Annotated in this window: 25 protein-coding genes; 19 read left to right on the top strand and 6 right to left on the bottom strand. The window is 62.5% G+C overall.

All coding sequences use genetic code 11. The features are described 5' to 3' along the window. Nucleotides 1–110 precede the first annotated feature (110 nt). Nucleotides 111–1,202 (top strand): DNA-processing protein DprA, encoded by a 1,092-nt coding sequence (gene dprA / locus KVO92_RS10780; RefSeq protein WP_217475652.1) that lies wholly within the window; start codon nucleotides 111–113, stop codon nucleotides 1,200–1,202. Between the two features lie 60 nt (nucleotides 1,203–1,262). Continuing rightward, on the top strand, nucleotides 1,263–1,820 hold the full coding sequence (locus KVO92_RS10775) for an L-threonylcarbamoyladenylate synthase (RefSeq protein WP_217475651.1): 558 nt from the start codon (nucleotides 1,263–1,265) through the stop codon (nucleotides 1,818–1,820). A gap of 26 nt (nucleotides 1,821–1,846) precedes the next feature. Here KVO92_RS10775 and KVO92_RS10770 read toward each other — a convergent pair whose 3' ends face one another. Then, nucleotides 1,847–2,824, bottom strand: coding sequence for an NADPH:quinone reductase (locus tag KVO92_RS10770; protein WP_217475650.1), 978 nt, complete (start codon nucleotides 2,822–2,824; stop codon nucleotides 1,847–1,849). Between the two features lie 154 nt (nucleotides 2,825–2,978). Between KVO92_RS10770 and hemF the strand changes: the two genes are divergently transcribed. Next, nucleotides 2,979–3,896: an oxygen-dependent coproporphyrinogen oxidase gene (gene hemF / locus KVO92_RS10765; RefSeq protein WP_217475649.1), complete on the top strand. Its 918-nt coding sequence runs from the start codon at nucleotides 2,979–2,981 to the stop codon at nucleotides 3,894–3,896. A gap of 39 nt (nucleotides 3,897–3,935) precedes the next feature. After that, nucleotides 3,936–4,754 carry a shikimate dehydrogenase gene (aroE, locus tag KVO92_RS10760; RefSeq protein WP_217475648.1) on the top strand — a complete coding sequence of 273 codons (819 nt, stop codon included), beginning with the start codon at nucleotides 3,936–3,938 and terminating at the stop codon, nucleotides 4,752–4,754. A gap of 7 nt (nucleotides 4,755–4,761) precedes the next feature. Here aroE and KVO92_RS10755 read toward each other — a convergent pair whose 3' ends face one another. Both KVO92_RS10755 and KVO92_RS10750 read right to left on the bottom strand, forming a co-directional pair. Further along, nucleotides 4,762–5,373, bottom strand: a complete 612-nt coding sequence (locus KVO92_RS10755; RefSeq protein WP_217475647.1) for an NAD(P)-dependent oxidoreductase — start codon at nucleotides 5,371–5,373, stop codon at nucleotides 4,762–4,764. A 4-nt stretch (nucleotides 5,374–5,377) separates the two neighbouring features. After that, complete coding sequence (locus tag KVO92_RS10750; RefSeq protein ID WP_217475646.1) at nucleotides 5,378–5,689, bottom strand: glycine zipper domain-containing protein; 312 nt, start codon at nucleotides 5,687–5,689, stop codon at nucleotides 5,378–5,380. Nucleotides 5,690–6,123: 434 nt separating this feature from the next. Between KVO92_RS10750 and pbpG the strand changes: the two genes are divergently transcribed. From pbpG to KVO92_RS10675, 15 genes are all read left to right on the top strand, one after another. Next, nucleotides 6,124–7,068: a D-alanyl-D-alanine endopeptidase gene (gene pbpG, locus KVO92_RS10745; protein ID WP_217475645.1), complete on the top strand. Its 945-nt coding sequence runs from the start codon at nucleotides 6,124–6,126 to the stop codon at nucleotides 7,066–7,068. 186 nt (nucleotides 7,069–7,254) lie between these two features. Continuing rightward, on the top strand, nucleotides 7,255–9,324 hold the full coding sequence (treS, locus tag KVO92_RS10740; RefSeq protein WP_217475644.1) for a maltose alpha-D-glucosyltransferase: 2,070 nt from the start codon (nucleotides 7,255–7,257) through the stop codon (nucleotides 9,322–9,324). Nucleotides 9,325–9,460: 136 nt separating this feature from the next. Continuing rightward, complete coding sequence (locus tag KVO92_RS10735) at nucleotides 9,461–10,459, top strand: NAD(P)H-quinone oxidoreductase (RefSeq protein WP_217475643.1); 999 nt, start codon at nucleotides 9,461–9,463, stop codon at nucleotides 10,457–10,459. 291 nt (nucleotides 10,460–10,750) lie between these two features. Beyond that, on the top strand, nucleotides 10,751–11,329 hold the full coding sequence (locus KVO92_RS10730) for a DUF4157 domain-containing protein (protein WP_217477229.1): 579 nt from the start codon (nucleotides 10,751–10,753) through the stop codon (nucleotides 11,327–11,329). Nucleotides 11,330–11,654: 325 nt separating this feature from the next. Continuing rightward, nucleotides 11,655–11,855: a DUF2934 domain-containing protein gene (locus tag KVO92_RS10725; protein WP_217475642.1), complete on the top strand. Its 201-nt coding sequence runs from the start codon at nucleotides 11,655–11,657 to the stop codon at nucleotides 11,853–11,855. Between the two features lie 155 nt (nucleotides 11,856–12,010). Further along, a complete protein-coding gene (locus KVO92_RS10720; protein WP_217475641.1) occupies nucleotides 12,011–14,056 on the top strand; it encodes a hybrid sensor histidine kinase/response regulator in 2,046 nt (681 codons plus the stop codon). A gap of 300 nt (nucleotides 14,057–14,356) precedes the next feature. After that, complete coding sequence (locus KVO92_RS10715; protein ID WP_217475640.1) at nucleotides 14,357–15,295, top strand: ABC transporter substrate-binding protein; 939 nt, start codon at nucleotides 14,357–14,359, stop codon at nucleotides 15,293–15,295. A gap of 833 nt (nucleotides 15,296–16,128) precedes the next feature. Further along, nucleotides 16,129–16,689 (top strand): hypothetical protein, encoded by a 561-nt coding sequence (locus KVO92_RS10710; protein WP_217475639.1) that lies wholly within the window; start codon nucleotides 16,129–16,131, stop codon nucleotides 16,687–16,689. 78 nt (nucleotides 16,690–16,767) lie between these two features. After that, nucleotides 16,768–17,235, top strand: coding sequence for a hypothetical protein (locus tag KVO92_RS10705; protein ID WP_217475638.1), 468 nt, complete (start codon nucleotides 16,768–16,770; stop codon nucleotides 17,233–17,235). 574 nt (nucleotides 17,236–17,809) lie between these two features. Continuing rightward, a complete protein-coding gene (locus tag KVO92_RS10700) occupies nucleotides 17,810–18,658 on the top strand; it encodes a hypothetical protein (RefSeq protein WP_217475637.1) in 849 nt (282 codons plus the stop codon). Nucleotides 18,659–18,758: 100 nt separating this feature from the next. Beyond that, nucleotides 18,759–19,112 (top strand): hypothetical protein, encoded by a 354-nt coding sequence (locus KVO92_RS10695; RefSeq protein ID WP_217475636.1) that lies wholly within the window; start codon nucleotides 18,759–18,761, stop codon nucleotides 19,110–19,112. A gap of 84 nt (nucleotides 19,113–19,196) precedes the next feature. Continuing rightward, entirely contained in the window at nucleotides 19,197–19,817 is a 621-nt protein-coding gene (locus tag KVO92_RS10690) for a hypothetical protein (protein WP_217475635.1), read from the top strand. A 79-nt stretch (nucleotides 19,818–19,896) separates the two neighbouring features. Next, nucleotides 19,897–20,241, top strand: coding sequence for a DUF6572 domain-containing protein (locus KVO92_RS10685; protein ID WP_217475634.1), 345 nt, complete (start codon nucleotides 19,897–19,899; stop codon nucleotides 20,239–20,241). A 10-nt stretch (nucleotides 20,242–20,251) separates the two neighbouring features. After that, nucleotides 20,252–20,635: an ACT domain-containing protein gene (locus KVO92_RS10680; RefSeq protein WP_217475633.1), complete on the top strand. Its 384-nt coding sequence runs from the start codon at nucleotides 20,252–20,254 to the stop codon at nucleotides 20,633–20,635. A 35-nt stretch (nucleotides 20,636–20,670) separates the two neighbouring features. Further along, nucleotides 20,671–21,066 (top strand): pilin, encoded by a 396-nt coding sequence (locus KVO92_RS10675; protein ID WP_217475632.1) that lies wholly within the window; start codon nucleotides 20,671–20,673, stop codon nucleotides 21,064–21,066. A 132-nt stretch (nucleotides 21,067–21,198) separates the two neighbouring features. Here KVO92_RS10675 and rbsD read toward each other — a convergent pair whose 3' ends face one another. The 3 genes from rbsD to KVO92_RS10660 all read right to left on the bottom strand — a co-directional run bounded on the left by rbsD (nucleotide 21,199) and on the right by KVO92_RS10660 (nucleotide 23,572). Continuing rightward, complete coding sequence (gene rbsD / locus KVO92_RS10670) at nucleotides 21,199–21,603, bottom strand: D-ribose pyranase (protein ID WP_217475631.1); 405 nt, start codon at nucleotides 21,601–21,603, stop codon at nucleotides 21,199–21,201. Then, entirely contained in the window at nucleotides 21,600–22,508 is a 909-nt protein-coding gene (gene rbsK, locus KVO92_RS10665; protein WP_217475630.1) for a ribokinase, read from the bottom strand. The genes rbsD and rbsK overlap by 4 nt, the downstream gene beginning before the upstream one ends. 65 nt (nucleotides 22,509–22,573) lie before the next feature. Further along, a complete protein-coding gene (locus KVO92_RS10660; protein ID WP_217475629.1) occupies nucleotides 22,574–23,572 on the bottom strand; it encodes a LacI family DNA-binding transcriptional regulator in 999 nt (332 codons plus the stop codon). Nucleotides 23,573–23,577: the final 5 nt, after the last annotated feature.

The following is a 23,577-nucleotide window of genomic DNA, read 5'->3' as shown; positions in this document are numbered from 1 at the left end:
CTTGCTTAACCTTCGCTCGCTACGTTTTCACGCAGCCTGAATGCGGGGCTTTTTTTTACAGCCGACACCACCGCATGGATGCGGTGCGACGAGACAAGGAATGCTCACCCATGCCTGCTATATCCCCTGCCGAACTGGAAGCGCGCCTGCGCCTGCATCTACTGCCGGACCTCGGCCCGCGGCGACTGCATAAACTGCTCAGTGCCTTCCCCGACGCTGCTTCCGCGCTCAGTGCACCGGCCGCCGCCTGGCGTGCACTGGGCCTGCCGGGCAGCTGTGCCGAACCCCGACGCAGCCCGGCGATACGTGAGCGCGCGGCCCTGGCGCTGCGCTGGCTGGAGCAGCCAGACCATCATGTGGTGGTTTGGGACAGCCCCGACTACCCCGCTCTGTTGGCCGAGCTGCCGGATGCTCCGCCGCTGCTGTTCGTCGAGGGCGATCCGAGCCTGCTCGAGCGCCCCCAGCTGGCCATGGTAGGCAGCCGTCGCGCCTCACGCCCGGGCTTGGACAACGCCACCGCGTTCGCCCGCAGCCTCGCCAAGGGCGGCTTCGTCATCACCAGCGGCCTGGCGCTCGGCATCGACGGTGCCGCGCACCAGGGCGCGCTGGACGTAGACGGACGAACGATCGCGGTGCTGGGGACCGGTCTGCAGCAGCTCTACCCGCGTCGGCATGTCGGCCTGGCCGGACGCATCGTCGAGGGTGGCGGTGCGCTGGTCTCCGAACTCCCCCTGGACTGTGCGCCGCACGCCTCCAACTTTCCGCGGCGCAACCGCATCATCAGCGGGCTATCGCTCGGCGTGCTGGTGGTCGAGGCCAGCCCCTCGAGTGGTTCGCTGATTACCGCCCGGCTCGCCGCCGAACAAGGCCGCGAGGTCTACGCCATCCCCGGTTCGATTCATCACCCCGGCGCCCGCGGTTGCCATCAGCTGATCCGCCAAGGCGCAGCGCTGGTCGAGGGCGTTGACGATATCCTGCAGGCCCTCCAGGGCTGGCAGCAAACGACCGCAGTCGGCGAGCCTCAACCAAAGCGGCCAGCACATCCGCTGCTGGCCCAGCTCATTGCCGGGTCGATGTCCAGCGAGAGCCTCGCCGCGGCGGTGACGCAGCCGCTGGCGCAGGTCCTGGCGGAACTGACCGAGCTGGAAATCGAAGGGCTGGTGGCTTGTGAAAATGGTCTCTGGGTCGCGCGGACCGCTTGAGCGTGGCTGTGCAGCAGCATGCGCGGGTACACTGCGCCTCAGTCTAAACGGGGGGTGCGAATGGTCGGTAACTGGCGGGTGCAGCGGACGGCGCAGGTGGTCAGGAAGGGTGGCGTCATCGCCTATCCGACCGAAGCGGTTTGGGGGTTGGGGTGCGATCCCTGGGACAGCGATGCGGTGCACCGCTTGCTGGCGCTGAAGGAGCGACCGGTGGAAAAGGGCCTGATCCTGGTGGCCGACTGCATCGAACAGTTCGAATTCTTGCTGGAAGACCTGCCCGAACGCTGGCTGGATCGTCTGGCAGGCACCTGGCCGGGGCCCAACACCTGGCTGGTACCGCACCGTCAGCGGTTACCGGACTGGATAACAGGCAAGCACGACAGCGTGGCCCTGCGTGTCACCGATCACCCCTTGGTTGCCCGGCTGTGTGCGCTGACCGGGCCGCTGGTCTCCACCTCGGCGAACCCGGCCGGCCGCCCTTCGGCGCGCTCGCGTTTGCGTGTCGAGCAGTATTTCCCCGGCCAGCTCGACGCCGTGCTCAACGGCCGCCTGGGTGGCCGGCGCAACCCCAGCACCATCCGCGATCTGCGCAACGGCGAAGTCATTCGGCCGTCCTGATCGCTGGCAGGACGGCCGGGCCCCGCTCAGGGAAGCAGAATCGTCGACCCCGTGGTCTGGCCCGCTGCCAGCGCGCGTTGCGCCTCGGCGGCGTCGGCGAGGGCGTAGCGCTGGTCGATCTCGACCTTGACCTTGCCACTGGCAATCATCTCGAACAGTTCGGTCGCCATCGCTTGCAGGCGTTCGGCGGTATCGGCGTAGCCGGCAAGGGTCGGCCGGGTGACATACAGCGAGCCCTTCTGCGCCAGGACTCCGAGGTTCACTCCGGTGACCGCCCCTGAGGCGTTGCCGAAGCTGACCAGCAGGCCGCGCGGGGCGACGCAATCGAGCGAAATCTCCCAGCTGCTCTTGCCCACCGAGTCATACACCACCGGGCATTTCTTGCCATCGGTGAGCTCCAGCACGCGCTGGACAACGTCTTCGCGGGTACGGTCGATGGTGGCCCAGGCCCCCAGTGCTTTGGCCCGCTCGGCTTTTTCCGGCGAGCCGACGACACCGATCAGCTTGGCGCCGATGGCCTTGGCCCATTGGCAGGCGATCGAGCCGACGCCGCCGGCCGCGGCATGGAACAGCACGGTTTCGCCGGCCTGCAGGGCGTGGGTCTGACGCAGCAGATACTGTGTGGTCAGGCCCTTGAGCATGACTGCGGCGGCCTGCTCGTAGCTGATGGCGTCCGGCAGCTTCACCAGATGCCGCGCCGGCAAGGTGTGGTGCTGGCCATAGGCGCCTAACGGGCCGGTGCCATAGGCGACGCGATCGCCGACCTGCAAACCGGTGACGCCCTCGCCGACCGCCTCGACTTCGCCCGCCCCTTCGGTGCCCAGGCCGGACGGCAGGCTCGGCGGTACATAGAGCCCGCCACGGAAATAGGTATCGATGAAATTCAGGCCGATGGCGTGGTTACGTACGCGAACCTCACCGGCCCCCGGCGCCGTGACAGGCACATCCACCTGTTCGAGAACCTCGGGACCGCCGTGCTGGCTGAACTGGATGCGCTGCGACATATCGACTCCTGGGCAAATGCAAAGGAGCCTATCCAACGCTTCCCGGGCGCGTCCGTCAATCGGCTGGGTGATATGCTTGCCGACCCTTTTGCTGAAACGCGGCCAGGCCAGCCAAGGCTGCCGGGCCCGTGCGGTTATTTGCCAAGGTGATTTCGTGAACGAGCGTACCGAAGCCGTCAAAGCCTACCTGCTCGAGCTGCAGGACCGTATCTGCGCCGCCCTTGAAGCCGAAGACGGCGGCGCCCGCTTCGTCGAAGACGCCTGGACCCGCCCTGCTGGTGGCGGTGGCCGCACCCGAGTGATCGAGAACGGCGCGCTGATCGAAAAAGGTGGCGTGAACTTCTCGCATGTCCATGGCAGCGGTCTGCCCCCTTCGGCCAGCGCGCACCGTCCGGAGCTGGCCGGGCGCGGCTTCGAGGCGCTCGGCGTGTCGCTGGTGATCCACCCGGAAAACCCCTATGTGCCCACCTCGCACGCGAACGTGCGGTTCTTCATCGCCGAAAAGGAAGGCGAAGAGCCGGTGTGGTGGTTCGGCGGCGGGTTCGACCTGACGCCCTATTACGGCAACGAGGAAGACTGCATCCACTGGCACCGCGTGGCCCGCGACGCCTGTGCGCCCTTCGGCGCGGACGTCTACCCGCGCTACAAGGCGTGGTGCGACCGCTACTTCCACATCAAGCACCGCAACGAACCGCGCGGCGTCGGCGGGCTGTTCTTCGATGACCTCAACGAGTGGGATTTCGATACCAGCTTCGCCTTCATGCGTGCCGTCGGCGACGCCTATATCGAGGCCTATCTGCCCATCGTGCAGAAGCGCAAGGCCCTGCCGTTCGGCGAGCGCGAGCGGGCGTTTCAGGAACTGCGTCGCGGCCGTTACGTGGAATACAACCTGGTCTACGACCGCGGCACGCTGTTCGGCCTGCAATCGGGCGGGCGCACCGAGTCCATCCTCATGTCGCTGCCGCCGCTGGTGCGCTGGGGCTACGACAAGCATCCGGAGCCCGGCACAGCGGAGGCGCGGTTGACCGAATACTTTCTGCAGGACCGCGACTGGCTGGCCGAGCAGCCATAACCCGGGCCACGACAAGCTCCGCTTCAGACGAGGACATCCATGGATCGCTACGCCGTATTCGGCAACCCCATCGCTCACAGCAAGTCGCCGCAGATCCACCGGCTGTTCGCCGAGCAGACCGACCAGACGCTTGGCTACGAGCCGTTGCTGGCCCCGCTGGACGATTTTCCCGGTTTCGCCCGTGAGTTCTTCGCCCAGGGGCTGGGTGCCAATGTCACCGTGCCGTTCAAGGAGCAAGCCTATCGCCTGGCGGATCAGCTGACCGAACGTGCGCGCCGCGCCGGTGCGGTCAACACCCTGAAGAAGCTTGAAGACGGCAGGCTGCTGGGCGACAACACCGACGGAATCGGTCTGGTGCGCGATCTGCTGGATAACGCCGGTGTGGCGCTGCAGGGCAAGCGCATCCTGTTGCTGGGTGCCGGCGGTGCGGTGCGTGGCGTGCTCGAACCCCTGCTCGCGCAGCAGCCTTCGGCGCTGGTCATCGCCAACCGCACGGTCGCCCGAGCCGAGCAGTTGGCCGGCGAGTTCGCCGAGCTGGGGCCGGTGCAGGCCAGCGCCTTCGAGCAGCTAGAAGGCACGTTCGACGTGATCATCAATGGCACCTCGGCCAGCCTCGGCGGTGAATTGCCGCCCCTCGCCGACAGCCTGATCGGCTCGGGCGCGACCTTTTGCTACGACATGATGTACGGCGCGGCGCCGACGCCGTTCTGCCAGTGGGCGGCAAACCTTGGCGCGCAGACCCGCGACGGCCTGGGCATGCTGGTCGAGCAGGCAGCGGCGGCTTTCGAACTCTGGCGTGGGGTGCGACCGGACTCGGCGCCGGTGCTGGCGCACCTGCGCCGCCAGCTGGCCGGCTGAGGATCGCTCAGAGGCGGAAATGGATCTGCTGGTGCAGATGTTGCGGCGTTTCCAGCTCGTCGACCATGCCGGCGGCGACGCGCCGGAGCTGCACGCGACGGTCGTCTTCCTGCAAGCCTTCGAGATTGGCGAAGTCCTCGATCGACAGGTCTTCGCCGTCGGTTTCGGCATCCACCAGCGTCCACTTCAGTGGATGCTCGGCGATCCGCTGCAGCGCTGCCGCCACCTGCGGTTCCGCGCCATGAGCACTGAAGTCGGCCACCAGCAGCAGGCGCTCGACGTCGACCTTCGGTAACCCGGACAGCAAGGCGTCGACCGCCTGATAGAAATCATGTGGCTGGGTGTCTGCCGCCTCGCCCGAGGCGGTGGGCACCGAGCGGCTGTCGAACAGGCAGATCACCGCGTCCATGCCGGCAACGCTCTGCGACACGCTGATCGCGTCGAACAGGTCGCCGGTCTTGGCCCGCAGCCCCGGGCGGACGGTCATCGAGTTGAGATCGTCGACCAGGGCGACCGCCTCGTGCTGGCGGCTCAACAACTCGCAGAGCAGGGCGTTGCCCAGGCTGGAGTGCGCGCCGTACAGGGCGAACTTGAGGCGGGGTGTCTCGGCGTTGAGCATGGCGTCAGCGACGGCTGACCAGATAGCCGATCAGCGCTACCGCGCCGGCGGCCAGCGCCACGGTGCTCAGCGGATGCTCACGCACGCATTCCTTGGCCATGCGGCTGGCATCTCGACTGCGCCTGGACAGGTCGCGGCAGTGCGAATCCCAGTCGGCGTCGTGCCACAGCGATTCCGCGCGCGAGCGCAGCGAATCGAGGCGGTGCCGGGATCCTTGCGCGGCGTCGTGCTTGAGGTCGTCGAGCGCCGTCATCAGGTTGTGGATCTCGCGTTCGATCTCGTCGCGTGTAGTGGGTTTGCGGCTGAAGCGGGACATGGCTGGTTCTCCCCTCTGAGTGTGCAGTTTTTGGACCCCGTGAACGGCTGAAGGTGCAGCCGTACGGCAACGGTCTGGTAGGCAGCGGACCCACAACGGGCGCCGAGGGTTCCCGTCCGTCGGGCCGATTGAGCCTGCGCGGCGCTGCCGCCGATAGCCAGACAAGTGCCGATGGCAGCGCTCGCAAGGGCTGCGGGCCGGCGAGGCGGCGGATGTTCTTCTACACTCAGGCGGCGACGGACTCGCGAGCGTTCGGCCGGCCGCTGTGGTCCCTGCCGGACGCGCCGAACGACCCGAGCCGCCAAGCCGGTGCGTCGCGCCGCGAAATAAGCGGCGCGGGGCCTTATCTTCGGCCTGGGTTTACCTAATAATGCGCGCCGCGTCCGTCGGCTTCGGCGCGTCTTTTTTTCACTGCCAATTCATCGGTGTTTATCTTGAAAATTCGTCAAACGATCCTCGGTCTCCTGCTCGCCTGCGGCAGCGTCGTCCTGTCTCCCGCCGTCACCGCTGCTCCGGCGCCCTCCGCGAAACAGGAGCTGGCGTCCGGCAGCGCCCTGCTGATCGATCTGAAGACCAACGAAGTGCTGTATTCGAGCAACCCTGACCTGGTGGTGCCGATCGCGTCGGTGACCAAGCTGATGACCGCGATGGTCGCGCTCGATGCCAAGCTGCCGCTCGACGAGCAATTGCCGGTCACCATTCGTGACGCGCGGGAGATGCAGGGCGTGTATTCGCGGGTCCGCCTCGGCAGCGAAATCAGCCGTCGCGAGATGCTTCTGCTGGCACTGATGTCGTCGGAAAACCGCGCTGCGGCGAGCCTGGCCCATCACTACCCGGGCGGCTATTCGGCCTTCATCCAGGCGATGAACGCCAAGGCCAAGGCACTGGGCATGACCGACACCCGTTACGTCGAACCCACCGGCCTTTCGGTGCAGAACGTTTCCAGCGCCAGCGATCTGGTCAAGCTGCTCAAGGCCAGCCAGGCCTACCCGCTGATCGAGCAGTTCAGCACCACCCACGAGAAGACCGTTGCCTTCCACAAGCCCAACTACACCCTGGGCTTTCGCAACACCAACGCGCTGGTGCGCAAGCCTGACTGGAACATCCAGGTGACCAAGACCGGCTTCACCAACGCCGCCGGTCACTGCCTGGTGATGCGCACGGTGATGAACAAGCGCCCGGTCGCGTTCGTGGTGCTCGACGCCTTCGGCAAGTACACGCACATGGCGGACGCGAGCCGCCTGAAGAAGTGGATGGAAACCGGCAAGGTGACGCCGGTCGCGCCCGCCGCCCTGGCGTACAAGCAGCAGAAGATGGCTGAGCGGCGCCTGGCCGCTCAAGCCGGCGGCGCGACGACGGTGATCGCCGGCGCTCGCTGAGCCAGACCCTTTGCGGCGCCGTGTGCAGCCCGCACGGCGCCGTGCCTTCGATCCCCTTCCTGCGGCCGACGAACCGGGTGGCCGCCGCTGATGCGCGCCTCGATACGCGCCTCGATGCAACGATGCCGGTACAGCTGACTCAAACGACTACATTCTCCCTCAGCGCAACGGGATTCGAACGTCGTTATGAGCACGCCAGACAACACCTACATCGAGTGGCTGGAAAACCAGTCCATGCTAAACGCCGCCCGCCAGCGGGCCCGGCTCTATGCGGGCCAGGCGCGGCTCTGGCAGCGTCCTTACGCCCAGGCACGGCCACGCGATGCCAGTGCCATCGCCTCGGTGTGGTTCACCGCCTACCCAGCGGCCATCATCACGCCCGAAGGCGGTTCGGTGCTCCAGGCGCTGGGTGACGACCGGCTCTGGAGCGCGCTCTCCGAGCTGGGCGTGCAAGGCATTCACAACGGCCCGATGAAACGCTCCGGCGGGCTGCGCGGGCGCGAGTTCACGCCGACCATCGACGGCAACTTCGACCGCATCAGCTTCGACATCGACCCCAACCTCGGTACCGAGGCCGAAATGCTGCAGCTCAGCCGCATGGCGGCCGCGCACAATGCGGTCGTCATCGACGACATCGTCCCGGCGCACACCGGCAAGGGGGCGGATTTCCGCCTCGCAGAAATGGCCTACGGCGATTATCCCGGCCTCTACCACATGGTGGAGATCAACGAAGAAGACTGGCCGCTGTTGCCCGACGTGCCCAAGGGTCGCGACTCGGTCAACCTGTCGCCGATCGTGGTCGATCAGCTCAAGGACAAGCACTACATCGTCGGCCAGCTGCAACGGGTGATCTTCTTCGAGCCCGGCATCAAGGACACCGACTGGAGCGCCACCGGCGTCATCACCGGCGTCGACGGCAAGCGTCGGCGCTGGGTCTATCTGCACTACTTCAAGGAAGGCCAGCCTTCACTGAACTGGCTGGACCCGACCTTTGCCGCCCAGCAATTGATCATTGGCGATGCCCTGCATGCCATCGATGTCTCCGGCGCGCGCGTGCTGCGCCTGGATGCCAACGGCTTCCTCGGGGTCGAGCGGCGTGCCGAGGGCACCGCCTGGTCCGAGGGGCATCCGCTGTCGGTCACCGGTAATCAGTTGATCGCCAGCACCATTCGCAAGGCTGGCGGCTTCAGCTTCCAGGAGCTGAACCTGACCATCGACGACATCGCCGCGATGTCTCACGGGGGCGCTGATCTTTCCTACGACTTCATCACCCGGCCGGCCTACCACCACGCCCTGCTCACCGGCGACACCGAATTCCTCAGGCTGATGCTGCGCGAGGTGCACGCCTTCGGCATCGACCCGGCCTCGCTGATCCATGCCATGCAGAACCACGACGAGCTGACCCTCGAGCTGGTGCATTTCTGGACGCTGCATGCCTACGACCATTACCACTACCACGGCCAGACGCTGTCCGGCGGCATCCTGCGCGAGCACATTCGCGAGGAAATGTACGAGCGGCTGACCGGCGAGCATGCGCCCTACAACCTCAAGTTCGTCACCAACGGCGTGTCCTGCACCACGGTCAGCGTCATCACCGCGGCGCTGGGTATCCGTGATCTGAACGCCATCGGCCCGGCGGACATCGAGCAGATCCAGCGGCTGCATATCCTGCTGGTGATGTTCAACGCCATGCAGCCCGGCGTCTTCGCCCTCTCCGGTTGGGACCTGGTCGGCGCCCTGCCGCTGGAGGCCGAGCAGGTCGAGCACCTGATGGGCGACGGCGATACCCGTTGGCTGCACCGGGGCGCTTACGACCTGGCCGATCTGGCGCCAGACGCCGAAACGTCCAGCGAAGGCCTGCCCAAGGCGCGCTCGCTGTACGGCAGCCTGGTCGAGCAGCTGCAGAGCGGCGGCTCCTTCGCCTGCCAGCTCAAGCGCATCCTCAGCGTGCGCCGTGCCTACGACATCGCCGCCAGCAAGCAGATCATGATCCCCGATGTGCAGTCCCCGGGGCTGCTGGTCATGGTCCATGAACTGCCGGCTGGCAAGGGCGTGCAGATCACCGCGCTGAACTTCAGCGCCGAGACCATCAGCGAGACGCTCACCCTGCCCGGCATCGCGCCCGGTCCGGTGGTAGACATCATCCACGAGAGCGTCGAAGGCGACCTGACCGAGAACGGCGAGATGACCTTCAACCTCGATCCCTATGAGGGCTTGGCCTTGCGTGTGGTGAGTGCGGCTTCGCCGGTGCTCTAGCGGCCGAACGGCGCCTGGCTGCCGCGCCCAGACCTCGCCTGGGGTTGGCGTGGTGGCTGCGGCGCACTACCGTGTCACCACGAGCGCGTCCGATAAACGGATGCGGCCAACAGGTCTTTGAAAGGAATGACTACCCATGAGTGAGCAAACCATGCGTCATGTTGAGCACCGACCGGGCGGCGCCGCCGATTGCCTGCGACTGGCCGACGGGCCGGTCCCCGAGCCGGGCCCGCGCGACGTGCTGGTGCGGGTGGCCTATGCCGGCATCAACCGGCCGGACGTGTTCCAGCGCTCCGGCAGCTACCCGCCGCCGCCGGACGCTTCGCCCCTGCTAGGCCTGGAAGTCTCCGGCGAGATCGTCGCCCTCGGCGCCGAGGTGGACGGCTGGAAACTGGGCGACCAGGTCTGCGCCCTGACCCCCGGCGGCGGCTATGCCGAATACTGCGTGGCCCCGGCCGAACACTGCCTGCCGGTCCCCGCCGGGCTGTCGCTGCTGGAAGCCGCGGCGCTACCGGAAACCTACTTCACCGTGTGGAGCAACGTGTTCGAGCGCGGCCGCCTGCAATCCGGCGAAACCTTCCTCGTCCATGGCGGTTCGAGCGGCATCGGGCTGACGGCAATCCAGCTGGCCAAACAATTCGGCGCCACCGTGTTCACCACCGTCGGCAATAACGAGAAGGCCGACGCCTGCCGCCGCGCCGGCGCCGACCGGGTCATCAACTACCACGAGGAAGACTTCGTCGAGGTGCTGGCGCAGGCCACCGAAGGCAACGGCGTCAATGTCATCCTCGACATGGTCGGTGGCGACTACATCCCGCGCAACATCAAGTCCCTCGCCGTGGAAGGTCGCTTGGTGCAGATCGCCTTCCTCAAAGGCAGCCGTGTCGAACTCGACACCTCGGCCATCATGCGCAAACGCCTCACCTTCACCGGCTCGACCCTGCGCCCGCGCAGCCGCGAGGAAAAGGCTGGCATCGCCCAGGCACTGCGCGAGAAGGTCTGGCCGCTGCTGGACCAGGGCCGCTGCCACCCCGTGATCAACGCCACCTTTCCGCTGGCCGAGGCCGCTGAAGCGCACCGGCTGATGGAAAGCAGCCAGCACATCGGCAAGATCATGCTGGAAGTCGCGCCCTAAGCGGCTGGGCCGCTGACGCCACGTCCCCGTGAGTCGGCGTCAGCCGCACGTCCGTGCCGTTCTGCGGCGGCGGTGAGTACACCGGCTCAACGCGCCCCGTTGTCGTTACCCGGTTGGCGCCGGCCGTCGCCAACCTGACCGAATGCGAGTGCAGGCAGATGGCGTCCGTTTGCCTGGCGCACCGGCCGGGCTATAGTGCGCGGCGAGTCCCCGCCCCTCCGCGCCGCCGTCCTGAGAACTTCCGTGTCTGCCCTCTCCCGCCTTCGTCATCTGCGCGTCGCGTGCCTGGGCATGCTCGTCGCCCTGCCCCTTGTCGCCTCGGCGCAGAGCATCTGCCCGGCCGGCGAGGAGCCGATCTGTCTGGGCAGCTGCGTCTGCATGCCGGCTCCTTCGGTGCAGCCATCCGAATCGCTGTACCAGCGGATGCTGGGGCTGGCTAGCGCCGGGCTGGAAACCTGGATCCGCCAGTCGCGCGACCAGCTGGCCCTGCAACCGAGCCTGCCCGTGCCGCTGCATATCCGCTCGCAGCTCGAGCCCTACTACGACCTGGCTGTACTCGAGACGGCCCGCTACCGGGTAGGCGACGACAACGTGCTCACCGCCGCCAACACGCTGCTGCGCAACCCGGACATCGCCGCCATCACGCTGGTGGACATCATCGTCTTTCGCAACGAGGCCGATGCCCGCGACAACGTCGCGCTCTGGGCGCACGAGCTCAAGCACGTCGAGCAGTACCTGCGCTGGGGCGTCGGCGAGTTCGCCCGGCGCTACACCGAGGACTACCACAGCGTCGAACAGCCGGGCTACGCCATGGAACTCAAGATCGAGCGCGAGCTGGCTTTGCGCGAAGCCGAACGCAAGCCGCGCTAGCGCCTCGTCAAACCAGCGGTTGAGGTCCGGTGCGCCGCCCACCGGGGCACCACGAGGCCAATCCGCTGGATAGGCGCATCTATTGCCCGATTCTGTGGCAAGTCGTCAGCGCCAGCGCCGGGACCCTGCGCAAACCCTACGCCTGATCCCCGCCCGTCACCGAAGCGATCGCCGAGCACCTCCGACGGACAGGGCTGGCGCTCGTCCGAATTCTGGAACCATCCAGGCGCCTGCCACCTCTGCTGAATACAGGCGAATGTCGCCGTCTAGAGCCGGTGGGCTGCCACGCCCGCCGGCCCTGACCATCTGCACGGGAGGTAACGCCATGAGCGACGAGCAACGTATCCGCGAACGCGCCCACCAGATCTGGGAAGCCAAGGGCCGTCCCGAGGGCCAGGACGCCGAGCATTGGGCTCAGGCCCGTGACGAGGTCGAGTTCTACAAGGAAGGCGACGCCACCGCTGGCAGCGTCGAAAGCAGCGTCTCGATTCCCATGCCGAAGCCGGAAGGCCGCGGCGAGCACTGACTGGCTCGGCCTGACCTGAACACCAGCCGATAGGACATGGCGCATTGCCGGCGCGCGGCACCGCCGGGTTGAACCATGCGGTTCGCCTGCACGCCGCCCGATGCCGAGGTAAGGAATAAGCGCTTCACCCTTCTCACCCTGGTCCGCCCTATCTGATGAAGCAAGCCCTTGATTACCAAGCTATTTTCGAAGCGCTACCGAGCCTCGACCTGATCCTGTCCGCCGACTCGGATTTCATCATGTTGGCGGCCAGCGACATGCGGTTGCGGGCCACCCATACCACGCGCGAGGCCAGTATCGGCCGCTCGATTTTCGAGGTGTTCGGCAACAGCCCGGACGAACCCGTCGCCTTTGGGGCGGGTATCTTGCGGGCCTCGCTGGAACGCGTGCTGCGCACGCGCACACCGGATCGCATGGCCACCACCCGCTACGACATTCCACGGCCTGACTCGGAGGGCGGCGGCTTCGAAGTCCGCTATTGGAGCCCGATCAACGTGCCGGTGCTGGACGCCGAGGGCGCCATCCAGTGCATCATCCACCAGACCCAGGACGTCACCGACCAGGTCCTGAACCAGGACGCCTCCGTGCTGGGGCATGCCGACGAGCGCTTTCGGGCCGCGTTGCTGGCGTCGGGCACGGGCACCTTCACCTGGTATCCGGACGACGGCAGCCTGCACATCGATAGCGCCCTGGACCAGTTGTTCGGCCTTGGCGTGGGGCAGAAGCTCGACACCTTCGAGCGCTTCATCGACCGGATTCACCCCGACGACCGGGCCAGCGTACGGCGAGCCTTGCACCGCTACGCCGCCGGCGGCGATCACGCTGTCGAGTTTCGGCTGGCCCGTCCGGGCCCGCTGCGATGGCTGTCCTGCAAGGGGCAAACGTTTCGCGGCGCGGACGGCCGCTTCTCCTACGTGGCCGGCGCCTGTACCGACATCACCGCACGCAAGCTGGCCGAAGAGGCGTTGCGCGTCAGCGAAACCCGGCTGCGGCAACTCAACGACGAGCTCGAAGCCCGCGTCGCCTCCGAGGTCGCCGAGCGCAGCCGTGCCGAAGACGCGTTGCGCCAGGCACAGAAGATGGAAGCTGTCGGCCAGCTCACCGGTGGCATCGCCCATGATTTCAACAACCTGCTGACCGGCATCGTCGGCAGCCTCGACCTCATGCAGCGGCGCCATGCCCGCGGCGAGGCGGATGTGGATCGCTACATCAACGCCGCGGTCACCTCGGCCCAGCGTGCCGCGGCGCTGACCCAGCGGCTGCTGGCGTTCTCGCGTCGGCAAACCCTTCACCTCAAACCGGTCGACGTCAACCAGCTGGTGGCCTCGCTGGAGGATCTGCTGCACCGCACCACCGGCGAGAACATCACCCTGGAGACCCGGCTCAGCGCCGGCCTGCTGCCCGCCTGCATGGACGCCAACCAGCTGGAAAGCGCGGTGATCAATCTCGTCATCAACGCCCGCGACGCCATGCCCCACGGCGGCCATATAACCGTGTCGACGGCCTCCTTCGTCATGGGTAACCGACCGGATCCGGCCAAACGCGGCCTGACCGCGGGCGAATACATCCTGCTCACCGTGTCCGACACCGGCACCGGCATGACGCCGGAGGTCATCGCCCGTGCCTTCGAGCCCTTCTTCACCACCAAACCCATCGGTCAGGGCACCGGCCTCGGGCTCTCGATGGTCTATGGCTTCATCAAACAGGCCAAGGGCTACGTGCAGATCGAATCCGAGCCGGGCCGCGGCAGCCGCGTCTGCCTCTACCTGCCCGTCCACCACGGCGAAGCGGTCACGCCGCTGCCGGAAAACGAACCGGTGCCGAACGGCGCGGGCGAGACCATCCTGGTGGTCGAGGACGAGCCGGTGGTCCGCTCCCTTGTCGTCGAAGTGCTCAACGACCTCGGCTACGAAACCATCGAGGCCGGCGACGCCACCGAAGCCCTGCCCAGCCTTGAAGACGGCCAGCGCATCGACTTGCTGATCACCGATGTCGGCCTGCCCGGCATGAACGGCCGGCAACTGGCCGATGTCGCCCGCCAACACCGCCCCAGCCTCAAGGTGCTATTCGCCACCGGCTACGCCGAAAGCGCCACCGCGAAGGATTTCCTCGGCAAGGACATGGCCGTCATCACCAAGCCCTTCGCCATCGAAGCCTTCGCCAGCAAGGTTCGCGAAATGCTCGGCGCACAGGCCCGCTGACGCGTGCCACTACGCGCCGCAATCAAGCGAAACCGCCCCGCCGGCGACCGTCCGGCCAAGATGCGACCAGGCCAGGACCGAGACCGCGAGCCGGCATTGATCGGCGCACCGTCCTGTTAGCCCTCGTCCTCGTGCCTTCGCGACGTGACGGCCTGGGCCCTGATGCTGCAGATGCGACCTGATTCACAGGGCACTGGTCCGCTACTTGCTCGGTGGTAGCTGTTCGCCACGTGCTGGGTAGTTAATTCCCAGAAGCAGGACTTGGCAGAAACAGACTCTTCACTGAAACAGGTAGGTTTTATGAAACGTCTAATGACCTGGATGCTCGCGTCCACACTGGCTTGCGCCGGCAGTCTCCAGGCTTCCGAATCTTCGCAATGCGAGGTCGTGCGCTTGGCTGACGTCGGTTGGACCGACATCACCATGACCACCGCGGTTACGCGGCTGCTGCTCGGCGAACTGGGCTACCGCAGCCAGGTCTCGCGGCTCTCGCTGCCGGAAACCTACGCAGCCCTGGCCGATGGAAAGATCGACGTCTTCCTCGGCAACTGGATGCCCGCGCAGGCCGCCCTTGCCCAACCGCATCTGGATGCGGGCCGGATCGAAAAGCTGCAGACCAACCTGCCCGTCGTGCGCTACACCCTGGCCGTGCTCGAGCCTGCCTACCAGGCCGGGCTGCATGATTTCGCCGATATCCAGCGTTTCGAGAAAGAGCTGGGTGGCAAGATCTACGGGCTCGAACGTGGCAATGGCGGTAACAAGATGGTCCAGAGCATGATCGACGGCAACGTCTTCGGCCTGAAGGGTTTCACCCTGGTGGAATCGAACGAGAACGAAATGCTCAACCACGTCGAGCTCGCCCAGCGCCTCGGCAAACCCGCGGTCTTCCTGGGTTGGGAGCCGCACCCGATGAACGAGCGCCTGCGCATGGCCTACCTGTCCGGTGGCGACGCCTATTTCGGCCCCAACAACGGCGCCGCACAGGTCAACACCGTCGCCCGCGGCGGCTTCTCCAAAGACTGCCAGAACCTCACCCGCCTGTTCACCAACATGACCTTCACCATCGCGTCGGTCAGCGGGCTGATGGCGGCGGTACAAGAACCCAACACCAACCGCCGACGGGTCGCCAAGCAATGGATCAAGGACAACCCGGATACCGTCGCCGCCTGGCTCAAAGGCGTTAGCCATCGCGAGGGCGGAGCGGCGATAGCCGGCGTCCGTTCGGCTGCAACCAACTAAGCACGGACCGGCGGCAGGCCGTCACGCCGAGACGGCCTACGAGGCGCCCGGCCGCGCCATTGCGATGGCCGCTGTGGCTGCGTGAGGGTTTGTTACCTTTTGTATCCAGCGGGCAGACACAGGCAGCACCTCACTTCACTGGCGCTGGCAGAGCTGTATAACCGGCCGCCAGCGCAAGCTGACTTCGCCCACGCCGATGATGATCGCCAGACCTCACTTGCAGCAGGTCGGTGGCCGGTGCTCATCGTCAGCACCGATTAAGCCGCCCGGCTTCGACACCGCAATCGTCAGGAGCAAGCAACAGGGCCGTCGTCTTGGCCAGCGGTACCGGCTCAGGGCCTGCCGTTGAACTCAGCGAAACCCTTTATCGGATAACCCTGCAAAAACTACTGATTAAGCCTTCCGGACCCTTTACCTGGCACATCGCCATCGGTAACGTGCCAGGGCGCGCCGGGATCTGTGCGCGCACTTCGCCGCTCCGGCTCAAGCCCAGCGGCCAGCACAACGGACACCCCGCCCACACCAAGGAAAGGTAGCGATGGCCCAATCTTTCTTCGAACTGCTCTCAGGTTACGGCGCAAGCGAATACCGCGTCCCCGCCATCTTCCCTGTACTCGCAGTCCGTCTTAATGCCTTTCCCGGTTTGCTCCACTACGAAAGCCACAAGTATGGCCGCGCCATGGTGCATAACCAGCCAGACGGGCGTCGAAATCGTTGTGCTGCCCGGCGTAGAGCTGTTCAAGTCGCGACGAAGAGAATGTTATCCACCACGCCCGTTCAGGGTGTTATGTACCAATTGGTGTCTAATAATAGTTAGGCTATAAAGAGGCCGTATGAAAACTGCCGATGCAAAACAAACTTATGTAATGGAATTTTGCTCAAGCATCAGCCCACATAGCGCACCCGTGATAGTTGAGTGCTCTCCAACGCACGATGCAGCTGAAAACGAATGCTTTGAATTAGTTAAAAGAAAAGTTCAAGAGTTCGGAGGGAATCAAATATTTGGCTGGGCTGTTTGGGAAAAACCGGGGGTTTTCATAGAAGCTGAGTTTCACTCAATATGGCAGCAGCCTAACGGAATCCACCTAGACCTAAATCCACGCAACCCAGCATTCAATATAAAAACAATACTGTTCGTTCCAGACGAAAAAATAAAGTATAAAGAAAGGCAAATAGACAACATCCGCAAGCCACTGGTGATCGACAACGACGTCGTTCGATTCTTGTATCTAAGCACAAAGCGCTTTCAAATTTTGAACCGCGGTAAGCGAGCATACGAACACGGAGAAATAAGCCTCCCAAACAAAGAGATGAAAGAATATCAGCGAACAATGAAAGAACTGATCAAACTCCAGAACACCATCAATAATCGTTACAGCACCGTTACCACCTAACAAATGGTTCAAGCCGTTCGCTTCGCTCACTCGGGACCGGCTAGAGCCGGCTCCTCAACCAAACGTTAGGCATTTCAAATGACCATTGAGATCCTGAGGTTCATAGCCCAAGCTGCAATTGCAGTTATCGGCGCATTTCTAGCAGCACATTTATCAATGCGCCGATTTCGCGCCGAAAAATGGTGGGAGCGGAAATCCCATGCATATAGTGAGCTTGTTGAGGCGCTTCATCGCATGAAATGGTACCCAAGCGAATACATTGACGCCGCTATTGAGCACCGAGACATTCCTGAAGAAGACACAGCCGACTACTGGAAAAAGTACAAAGAGGCACGACGTAGTGTCTGGAAAATCGCGGACTCAGCGTTATTCCTCGTTTCCCCAAAAGTAAATGAAGCAATTATTGAAATGGAGCGGGGAATTGGGGAGGCACGAACCTCTGACTCGTCGTTTGAGCACGCCGAGCAGGAATACGCTGCAATTCAGAAGTGCTTAGAAAAAATTAAAGAGCTAGCCCGCCAAGAGTTAGGCGTTAAAAATGCCTAACAAGACGCTGAAATCGCTCACTTCGTTCGCTGGGACGGCGTTCCGCCGCCCCTTAGCTTAATCGTTAGACCCACACAAGGAAAGTTCACTGATGAGGCCAGATAGCATTGAATGGTTTATTCAGTCGATTCGGGATTTACCGTCTGACGACCCTGTCGCGAATCGGACGCCAGGCTACAACAACTATTCGACACAGAAAGAACATTGGCTCGGCTGGCTTAACCCTAACTCGGGTACAGGTACATATCCGCGTGTAAGCAAACCCGATCGTGATGCGCGGTATGTTTACAACCATATTATGGAACCGAAGATGCTCTTGTGGCTTGCCTCAGCGGCCAGGGTTAGTCCTGAGCTAATCCAAGGAGCAGTACGCGCATCTGAAAGCGCTTCATCACTAGCGAGCAAAGCCGCCGCAGTACGCAAGTGCATTCCCTGGCCTGTAGTATCTGCCGCACTAACAATGTATGGCGCTGCTGGGGTCTAACAACTGATTCAAATCGTTCGCTGCGCTCACTGGGACGGGCTAAAGCCCGCCCCTTAACCAAACGTTATATTGCATTCGCAAGGAGGCGCTTTGATAGTCAAATTAGAAAATAGGCTCATTGCATTTTTAGACGTGCTTGGTTTCTCAGCGCGCCTGAAAGGTGAAGATATTGAATCACTACATCAACAGTATTCCGCTTTTATTGACGAAGCAAAGAATGCAACATTTTTTACAGCACAAGGTGACAATACCGGCAGGAAAAATTTTGAATTCTCACAATTCCTCTTCGACTCAATCGTATTAGTTTCCTGCCCAATAGATGATGTTTACAACGTTAATAATTTTGTTAGCGCAGTATCGCTACTACTTGAATTCGGCTTCAAAAGTAAGCTACCACTGCGAGGAGCAATAAGTCAGGGTGATTTCCTATACGATGAAGAAAGAAATATTTTTCTAAGTGAACGATTTCCAGAACTTGCTAAATTTGAGCTTAAACAGGAGTGGGCGGGTTGCGCTGTTCTAAAGCACGCAGAACAAACAATCGTGAATTCAGCTCTAGGCATATCAAACATATCCCAGCTCCCGGAAAACCAAATACGAAATCAAATTTTCCATCGCTACACTGTACCACTGAAAAATGGAGAGACTTTTGAGGGCCTTGTCCTCAACTATCTTTTCTTTCTCTCCGAAAAAGACATTCTTGAGGGTATTGACTACCTGATACCGGGCAAAAAAGAACATAATATAGAGTATTTCAACTTCCTCAAAAATCTACCACTTCAAGTCCAAGAGCTAGAGCCGGCTTTTTTACCGGCGGTTTATTGTGCCTTTATCGCTACTCGCAGCGGCATGCGTGCCAAGTTCACAGACTCTGAAGGTAACCCTTGTGTACCAGGTGTAACTGAGTTCACTTGGACAGCCGTAGGTCGGTGGTACTAAATGCAACATAACAACTGGTTCAAACCGTTCGCTTCGCTCACTGGGACGGGCTAAAGCCCGCCCCTTAACCAAACGTTATGGGTCTTAGCAAGGAGCACACATGTCAGATCTAATCTCAGCAATCACAACTGCCGTAAGCCTTGCATCTCGACTGCGCGAAATAAGTAAAAATATTGAAGATGCTGAGTTCAAGAACATCCTTGCTGACCTGAGCCTTGAGTTGGCGGACACTAAATTGAAAGTTGCAGGACTATTAACCGAGAACACTGAGCTTAAAGAAAAACTAAGGGCTTTAACTAGCGCCACAGGAGAGTCCTGCCCTAGTTGCAATAATAGAACCTATAAAATCACATCCACTAAGCCTCACCCGACTTTTGGTGATCTCGGCTGCAAGGAGCGTCAATACACTTGCAGTACTTGCGGCTTTTCCGAGGCAGTACTGGTCGACCCATAACAATTGGTTCAAGTCGTTCACTTCGCTCACTCGGGACCGGCTAGAGCCGGGCCCCTTAACCAAACGTTAACGCTAGAGGTAAGAATGCAGAACATTGCATTTGGAGATGTTGCAACATGGACAGCAACCCTGGTTGCAATTGCATCAGCCATTGCTGCCGCAAAGTCCTCGAAGGCAGCAGAGAAACAACAGAAAGAAGCCACCCGCCAAGCCATATTTAATGCTGAAGTCCTTGAAAAAGAACACGACCTAAAACTTCGCGAGTGGACAGACCAATATTTTAATTCTGCGCGAATTTGGGCCGAGGAAGTATGTTCCGCCATCTCTGAAGCCAAACATATCTCAGAGCACGCAGAACTGAACGGAGAACACAAGAGGCCAATGCTTATTAAGTTAAGTGCCCTCATCGACACTGGTCGCTGGTATTTTCCAAATCAATGGGCAGATGACTACGGCACACACAAAGAGCCAGCATACCGTGGGGTACGTCAACCAGTTTTAGATTGCGTTGTTGCCGCATACGATGCACTAAATGAGTCAGGCCCCGAGTACGACGCAAAATCAGAGTTGGCAATGTGCCAGCGTGAATTTGTGAGCCATATTCAAGAAGTTCTAGACCCAAGGAAACGGGAACAGGAGATAAAGAAAATACTTATCGAGTTTGAGATTTCAGAACGCCTTAGAATGGCTCCGGGTAAGCGCTAACAAATGGTTCAAATCGTTCGCTCCGCTCACTGGGACGGGCTAAAGCCCGCACCTAAACCAAACGTTAGCTGGTAATGCCATGAGTATTGATCAGTCTGAAACCGTCGACATCATAAGCCAAGCACCAGATGGCACTGTTGTGCTTACCATATCCGATCATCTGGAGTGGGACGCTGAAAATGAGCACCTCTTGCTGCTACAAGAAAAGCTAAACTCATACTTTCGTTTCCTCGAAAGCGGTGAGATTTATGAATCTTACCCATGTGCTAAAGGCGCCAATTTTCTTCTTAGCTTAGTTTGCCAGTTTCGGCCAACCGAGGTAGCGTTGGGCTTTCTTGAGAGAGTAAGAAGTATTGCAGAGAGCGCAGGCTGTGGATTCAGTTGGGGGCCTCTCAATGGGGCGTACATTGATGATCACAACTGAGATTACATATATGAGTTATTCCTTCTCCGTACTCCCACAGAATTTTGTAATCGCACGCTTAGAGCCGAACGCTGACCTGCCGAGCGCGGTATTGGCATCGCCGGGCTTTTTGTCCATCACCCGGACGGCGGATGAGCTGTCGATCGTCTGCGCTGAGGATGTCGCGGCCGGGTTGGCCCGGGTGGATAAGGCTTGGCGGGCGATCAAGGTGCAGGGGCCGTTTGCCTTTGATCAAACGGGGGTGCTGGCGTCCTTCCTAGACCCGCTCGCGGTGGCTGCCATCGGTATTTTTGCGGTGAGCACGTTCGATACGGATTACATCCTGGTCAAGTCGGCTAATCTCGACGGCGCGGTGGCGGCGTTGAAGGGCGCGGGCCACCGGCTCCTGGTCTGATACAGAAAGCTCACCAATCACTATAGGGACATAGCATGGATAACCAATACGCTCCGCCGTTAGCGAAGCTGGTAACTACCGAAAACACCTCCGGCATGGGGCGCGACGCTGAGATTCCAGATGGCGTTAAGGGGTGGAGCTGGGGCGCCTTTATGTTCAATTGGATTTGGGCGGTGAGTAATCGCACGTGGATAGGGCTGTTTGCACTGCTTCCCTATGTTGGATTTCTCATGGCAGTGGCGCTTGGAATCAAGGGCCGGGAGTGGGCCTGGAGGAACAAGAAGTGGGAAAGCGTCGAGCACTTCCAACGCGTGCAAAGGCGTTGGTCGCTCTGGAGTCTTCTCATCTTTGGCGTTGCGATAGTGGGCATTCTCGCGGCCATTGCTATTCCTGCGTACCAGGACTACGTGCAACGTGCCTCGGGCGGCTGACAGCTGAAAGGAGGAGGGGACAGGTCTAGTTTCCTGACGGTGGTCATCTTCAAGAAAACGGATCTGTCCCGCTTCCCTGGTTTCTCCATGCGGCAACGTTATGCCCGCTACCGGCTTGGCGTTGAGTGCTCTTCAAAAGGTCACGCCAGCAATCAGCGCGATATTGCTGTAAGGCCGGCACTCTCCCGTACGTATCTGCACGCGGGCCTTGGCGCAGGCGGCCTTGAGTTCGTCATGGCTTACCAGCAGGCGCTCGCCCAGTTCACCCGCCGCGTGCAGCGCTTCGATTGCCTCGAGCCCCACGGGCGCTACCTCCAGGGTTTCGCGGGCCAGCAGATGGCCCTGCACCTGCATTTCACTCAAGACGACTTTTAGCGTCGTGGCGAAGTCCGGCACGCCGGCGGTCAACGCGAGATCGATACTCGGCGTACCGGGCGGAATCGGCATGCCGGCGTCGCCGATGACGATGATGTCGCCGTGCCCGAGCCGGGCGATGGCGGCCGAGAGGGCGGCGTTGAGCAGAGGCGTCTTCTTCATGCGGGCAACTCGTGGCGGTAGGGAATCGAGGGTTGGGCGCCGGGCCGGGTGACGGCCAGTGCAGCGGCTTGCTGGCCCAGGCTGATGGCGGCTTCCAGTGACTGCCCGGTAGCCAGGGCAGCGGCGAAGCCACCGACGAAGGTGTCGCCAGCAGCCGTGGTATCGACGGCCGCTACGGGCTGAACGGGCAGATGGAGATGGCGGGTTTCGTCGGCGTAGAGCACACCCTGGCTGCCCAGGGTGATCAGCACGCGGCGGGCGCCACGGCTCAAGAGCTCTTGCGCGGCAAGCAATGCACTCTGCGGCGAATCGAGCGGCACACCGGTGAGCAACGCCGCCTCACTCTCATTGGGGATCAGGTAGTCGATCAGGCCGTACCAGTGAGCGGGCAGGGGGCCGGTGGCGGGCGCCGGGTTGAGGATGACCGTACGGCCCAATGCATGGGCCTGCTGTAAGGTGGCCTCGACAGTCGGCAGTGGCACCTCCAGCTGGGCGATGACAATGTCGGCCGCCTCCAGCAACGCGCGGTGATCGGCGAGCCGTTCCGGGGTCAGCTCGCCATTGCCGCCAGCCGCGATGATGATTGCGTTCTGGCCGGCATCGTCCACCAGAATCGTGGCAATGCCGGTGGGCACGCCGTACGCGCTCATTACGGCGCTGCAATCGATGCCTTCGGCGATCAGCCCGGCGCGCAGGTCGGCGCCATAGGCGTCATCCCCGACGCAGCCGATCATCGCGACCTTTGCACCGAGGCGCGCGGCGGCTACGGCCTGGTTGGCGCCTTTGCCGCCGGGCGCGGTGGCAAAGCCATGGCCGGCCAGGGTCTCACCGCCCACCGGGAGGCGCGGCGTCCGGACGATCAGGTCCATGTTCAGACTGCCCACCACAACTACCTTCGCTTGCATTGCTGATATTCCTCTCTCTCGGCGAGGGGCTGACGCTTCGGGGCTGTTCAAGCCGAAGGTGCCGCTCAAGCCGGTGGTGCCGCGCTGGATTCGCGCAGCACCAGGGTGGGTTCGACGAGTTGATGTGCGGCGCTCAGCTCGGGCTCGCGGATACGCGCGAGCAGGCGCGCGGCCGCCGTTTCACCCAGCTGACCGATGGATTGGCCGACCGTGGTCAGCGCCGGATACAGGTAGCGGCTGACTTCGATATCGTCGAAGCCGACCACCGAGAGCTGCTCCGGCACGCGCACGCCGCGTTCGGCCGCGGCACGCAGCACGCCCAGGGCGATCATGTCGTTACCGGCGAAGATCGCCGTGGGCGGCTTATCGCCCGCCAGCAGCATTTGTGCCGCGGCATAGCCGGCGGGGCTGGTAAAAGCGCAATCCACGACCGGCAGCGCTTGCACGTCGGCATCCGCCAGCGCCCGTCGATAGCCCGCCGCCCGTAGCTGCGCGACCTGCGTGCTGGCCGGCCCGCCGATGCAGGCGATCCGGCGATGGCCGAGCTGGAGCAGGTGATGCGTGGCGAGAAAGCCGCCGCGTTCATGATCGACCTGCACGCGGTCAGCCGTCACGCCGTCCAGCGAGCGGTCGACCAGCATCAGTGGCACCTTGAGGCTGGCGAGCGCCTGGGCAAACGCCGTATCGCTGGCCACCGTGGCGACGACCAGGCCATCGATGCGACGTTCCACCAGCACCCGCAGGTAGCGCAGCTGCTTGTCGATGTCGTCGTCGGAGTTGCACAGGATCACGCTGTAGCCGTTGCGCTCGGCATGGTCCTCGATGCCCCGCGCCAGCTCAGCGAAGTAGGGGTTGCTGGCGTTCGGCACCAGCAATCCGAGGGTACCGGTGGCCTGGGCTCTGAGCGAGCGCGCCACGCCGCTGGGCACGTAGCCCAGCTCGGCGATGGCGGCCTCGACCTTCTCGCGCACCGCGTCGCTCACCGGCCGGGTGCCGTTCACCACGTGGGATACCGTGGTGTAGGAGATGCCGGCGCGCGCGGCGACGTCTTTGATGGTGGCCATGAAGG

It is taken from the genome of Stutzerimonas stutzeri (genome assembly GCF_019090095.1).
Taxonomy (GTDB): Bacteria; Pseudomonadota; Gammaproteobacteria; order Pseudomonadales; family Pseudomonadaceae; genus Stutzerimonas; species Stutzerimonas stutzeri_AN.
This window is presented reverse-complemented; position numbering and strand designations above follow the sequence as displayed.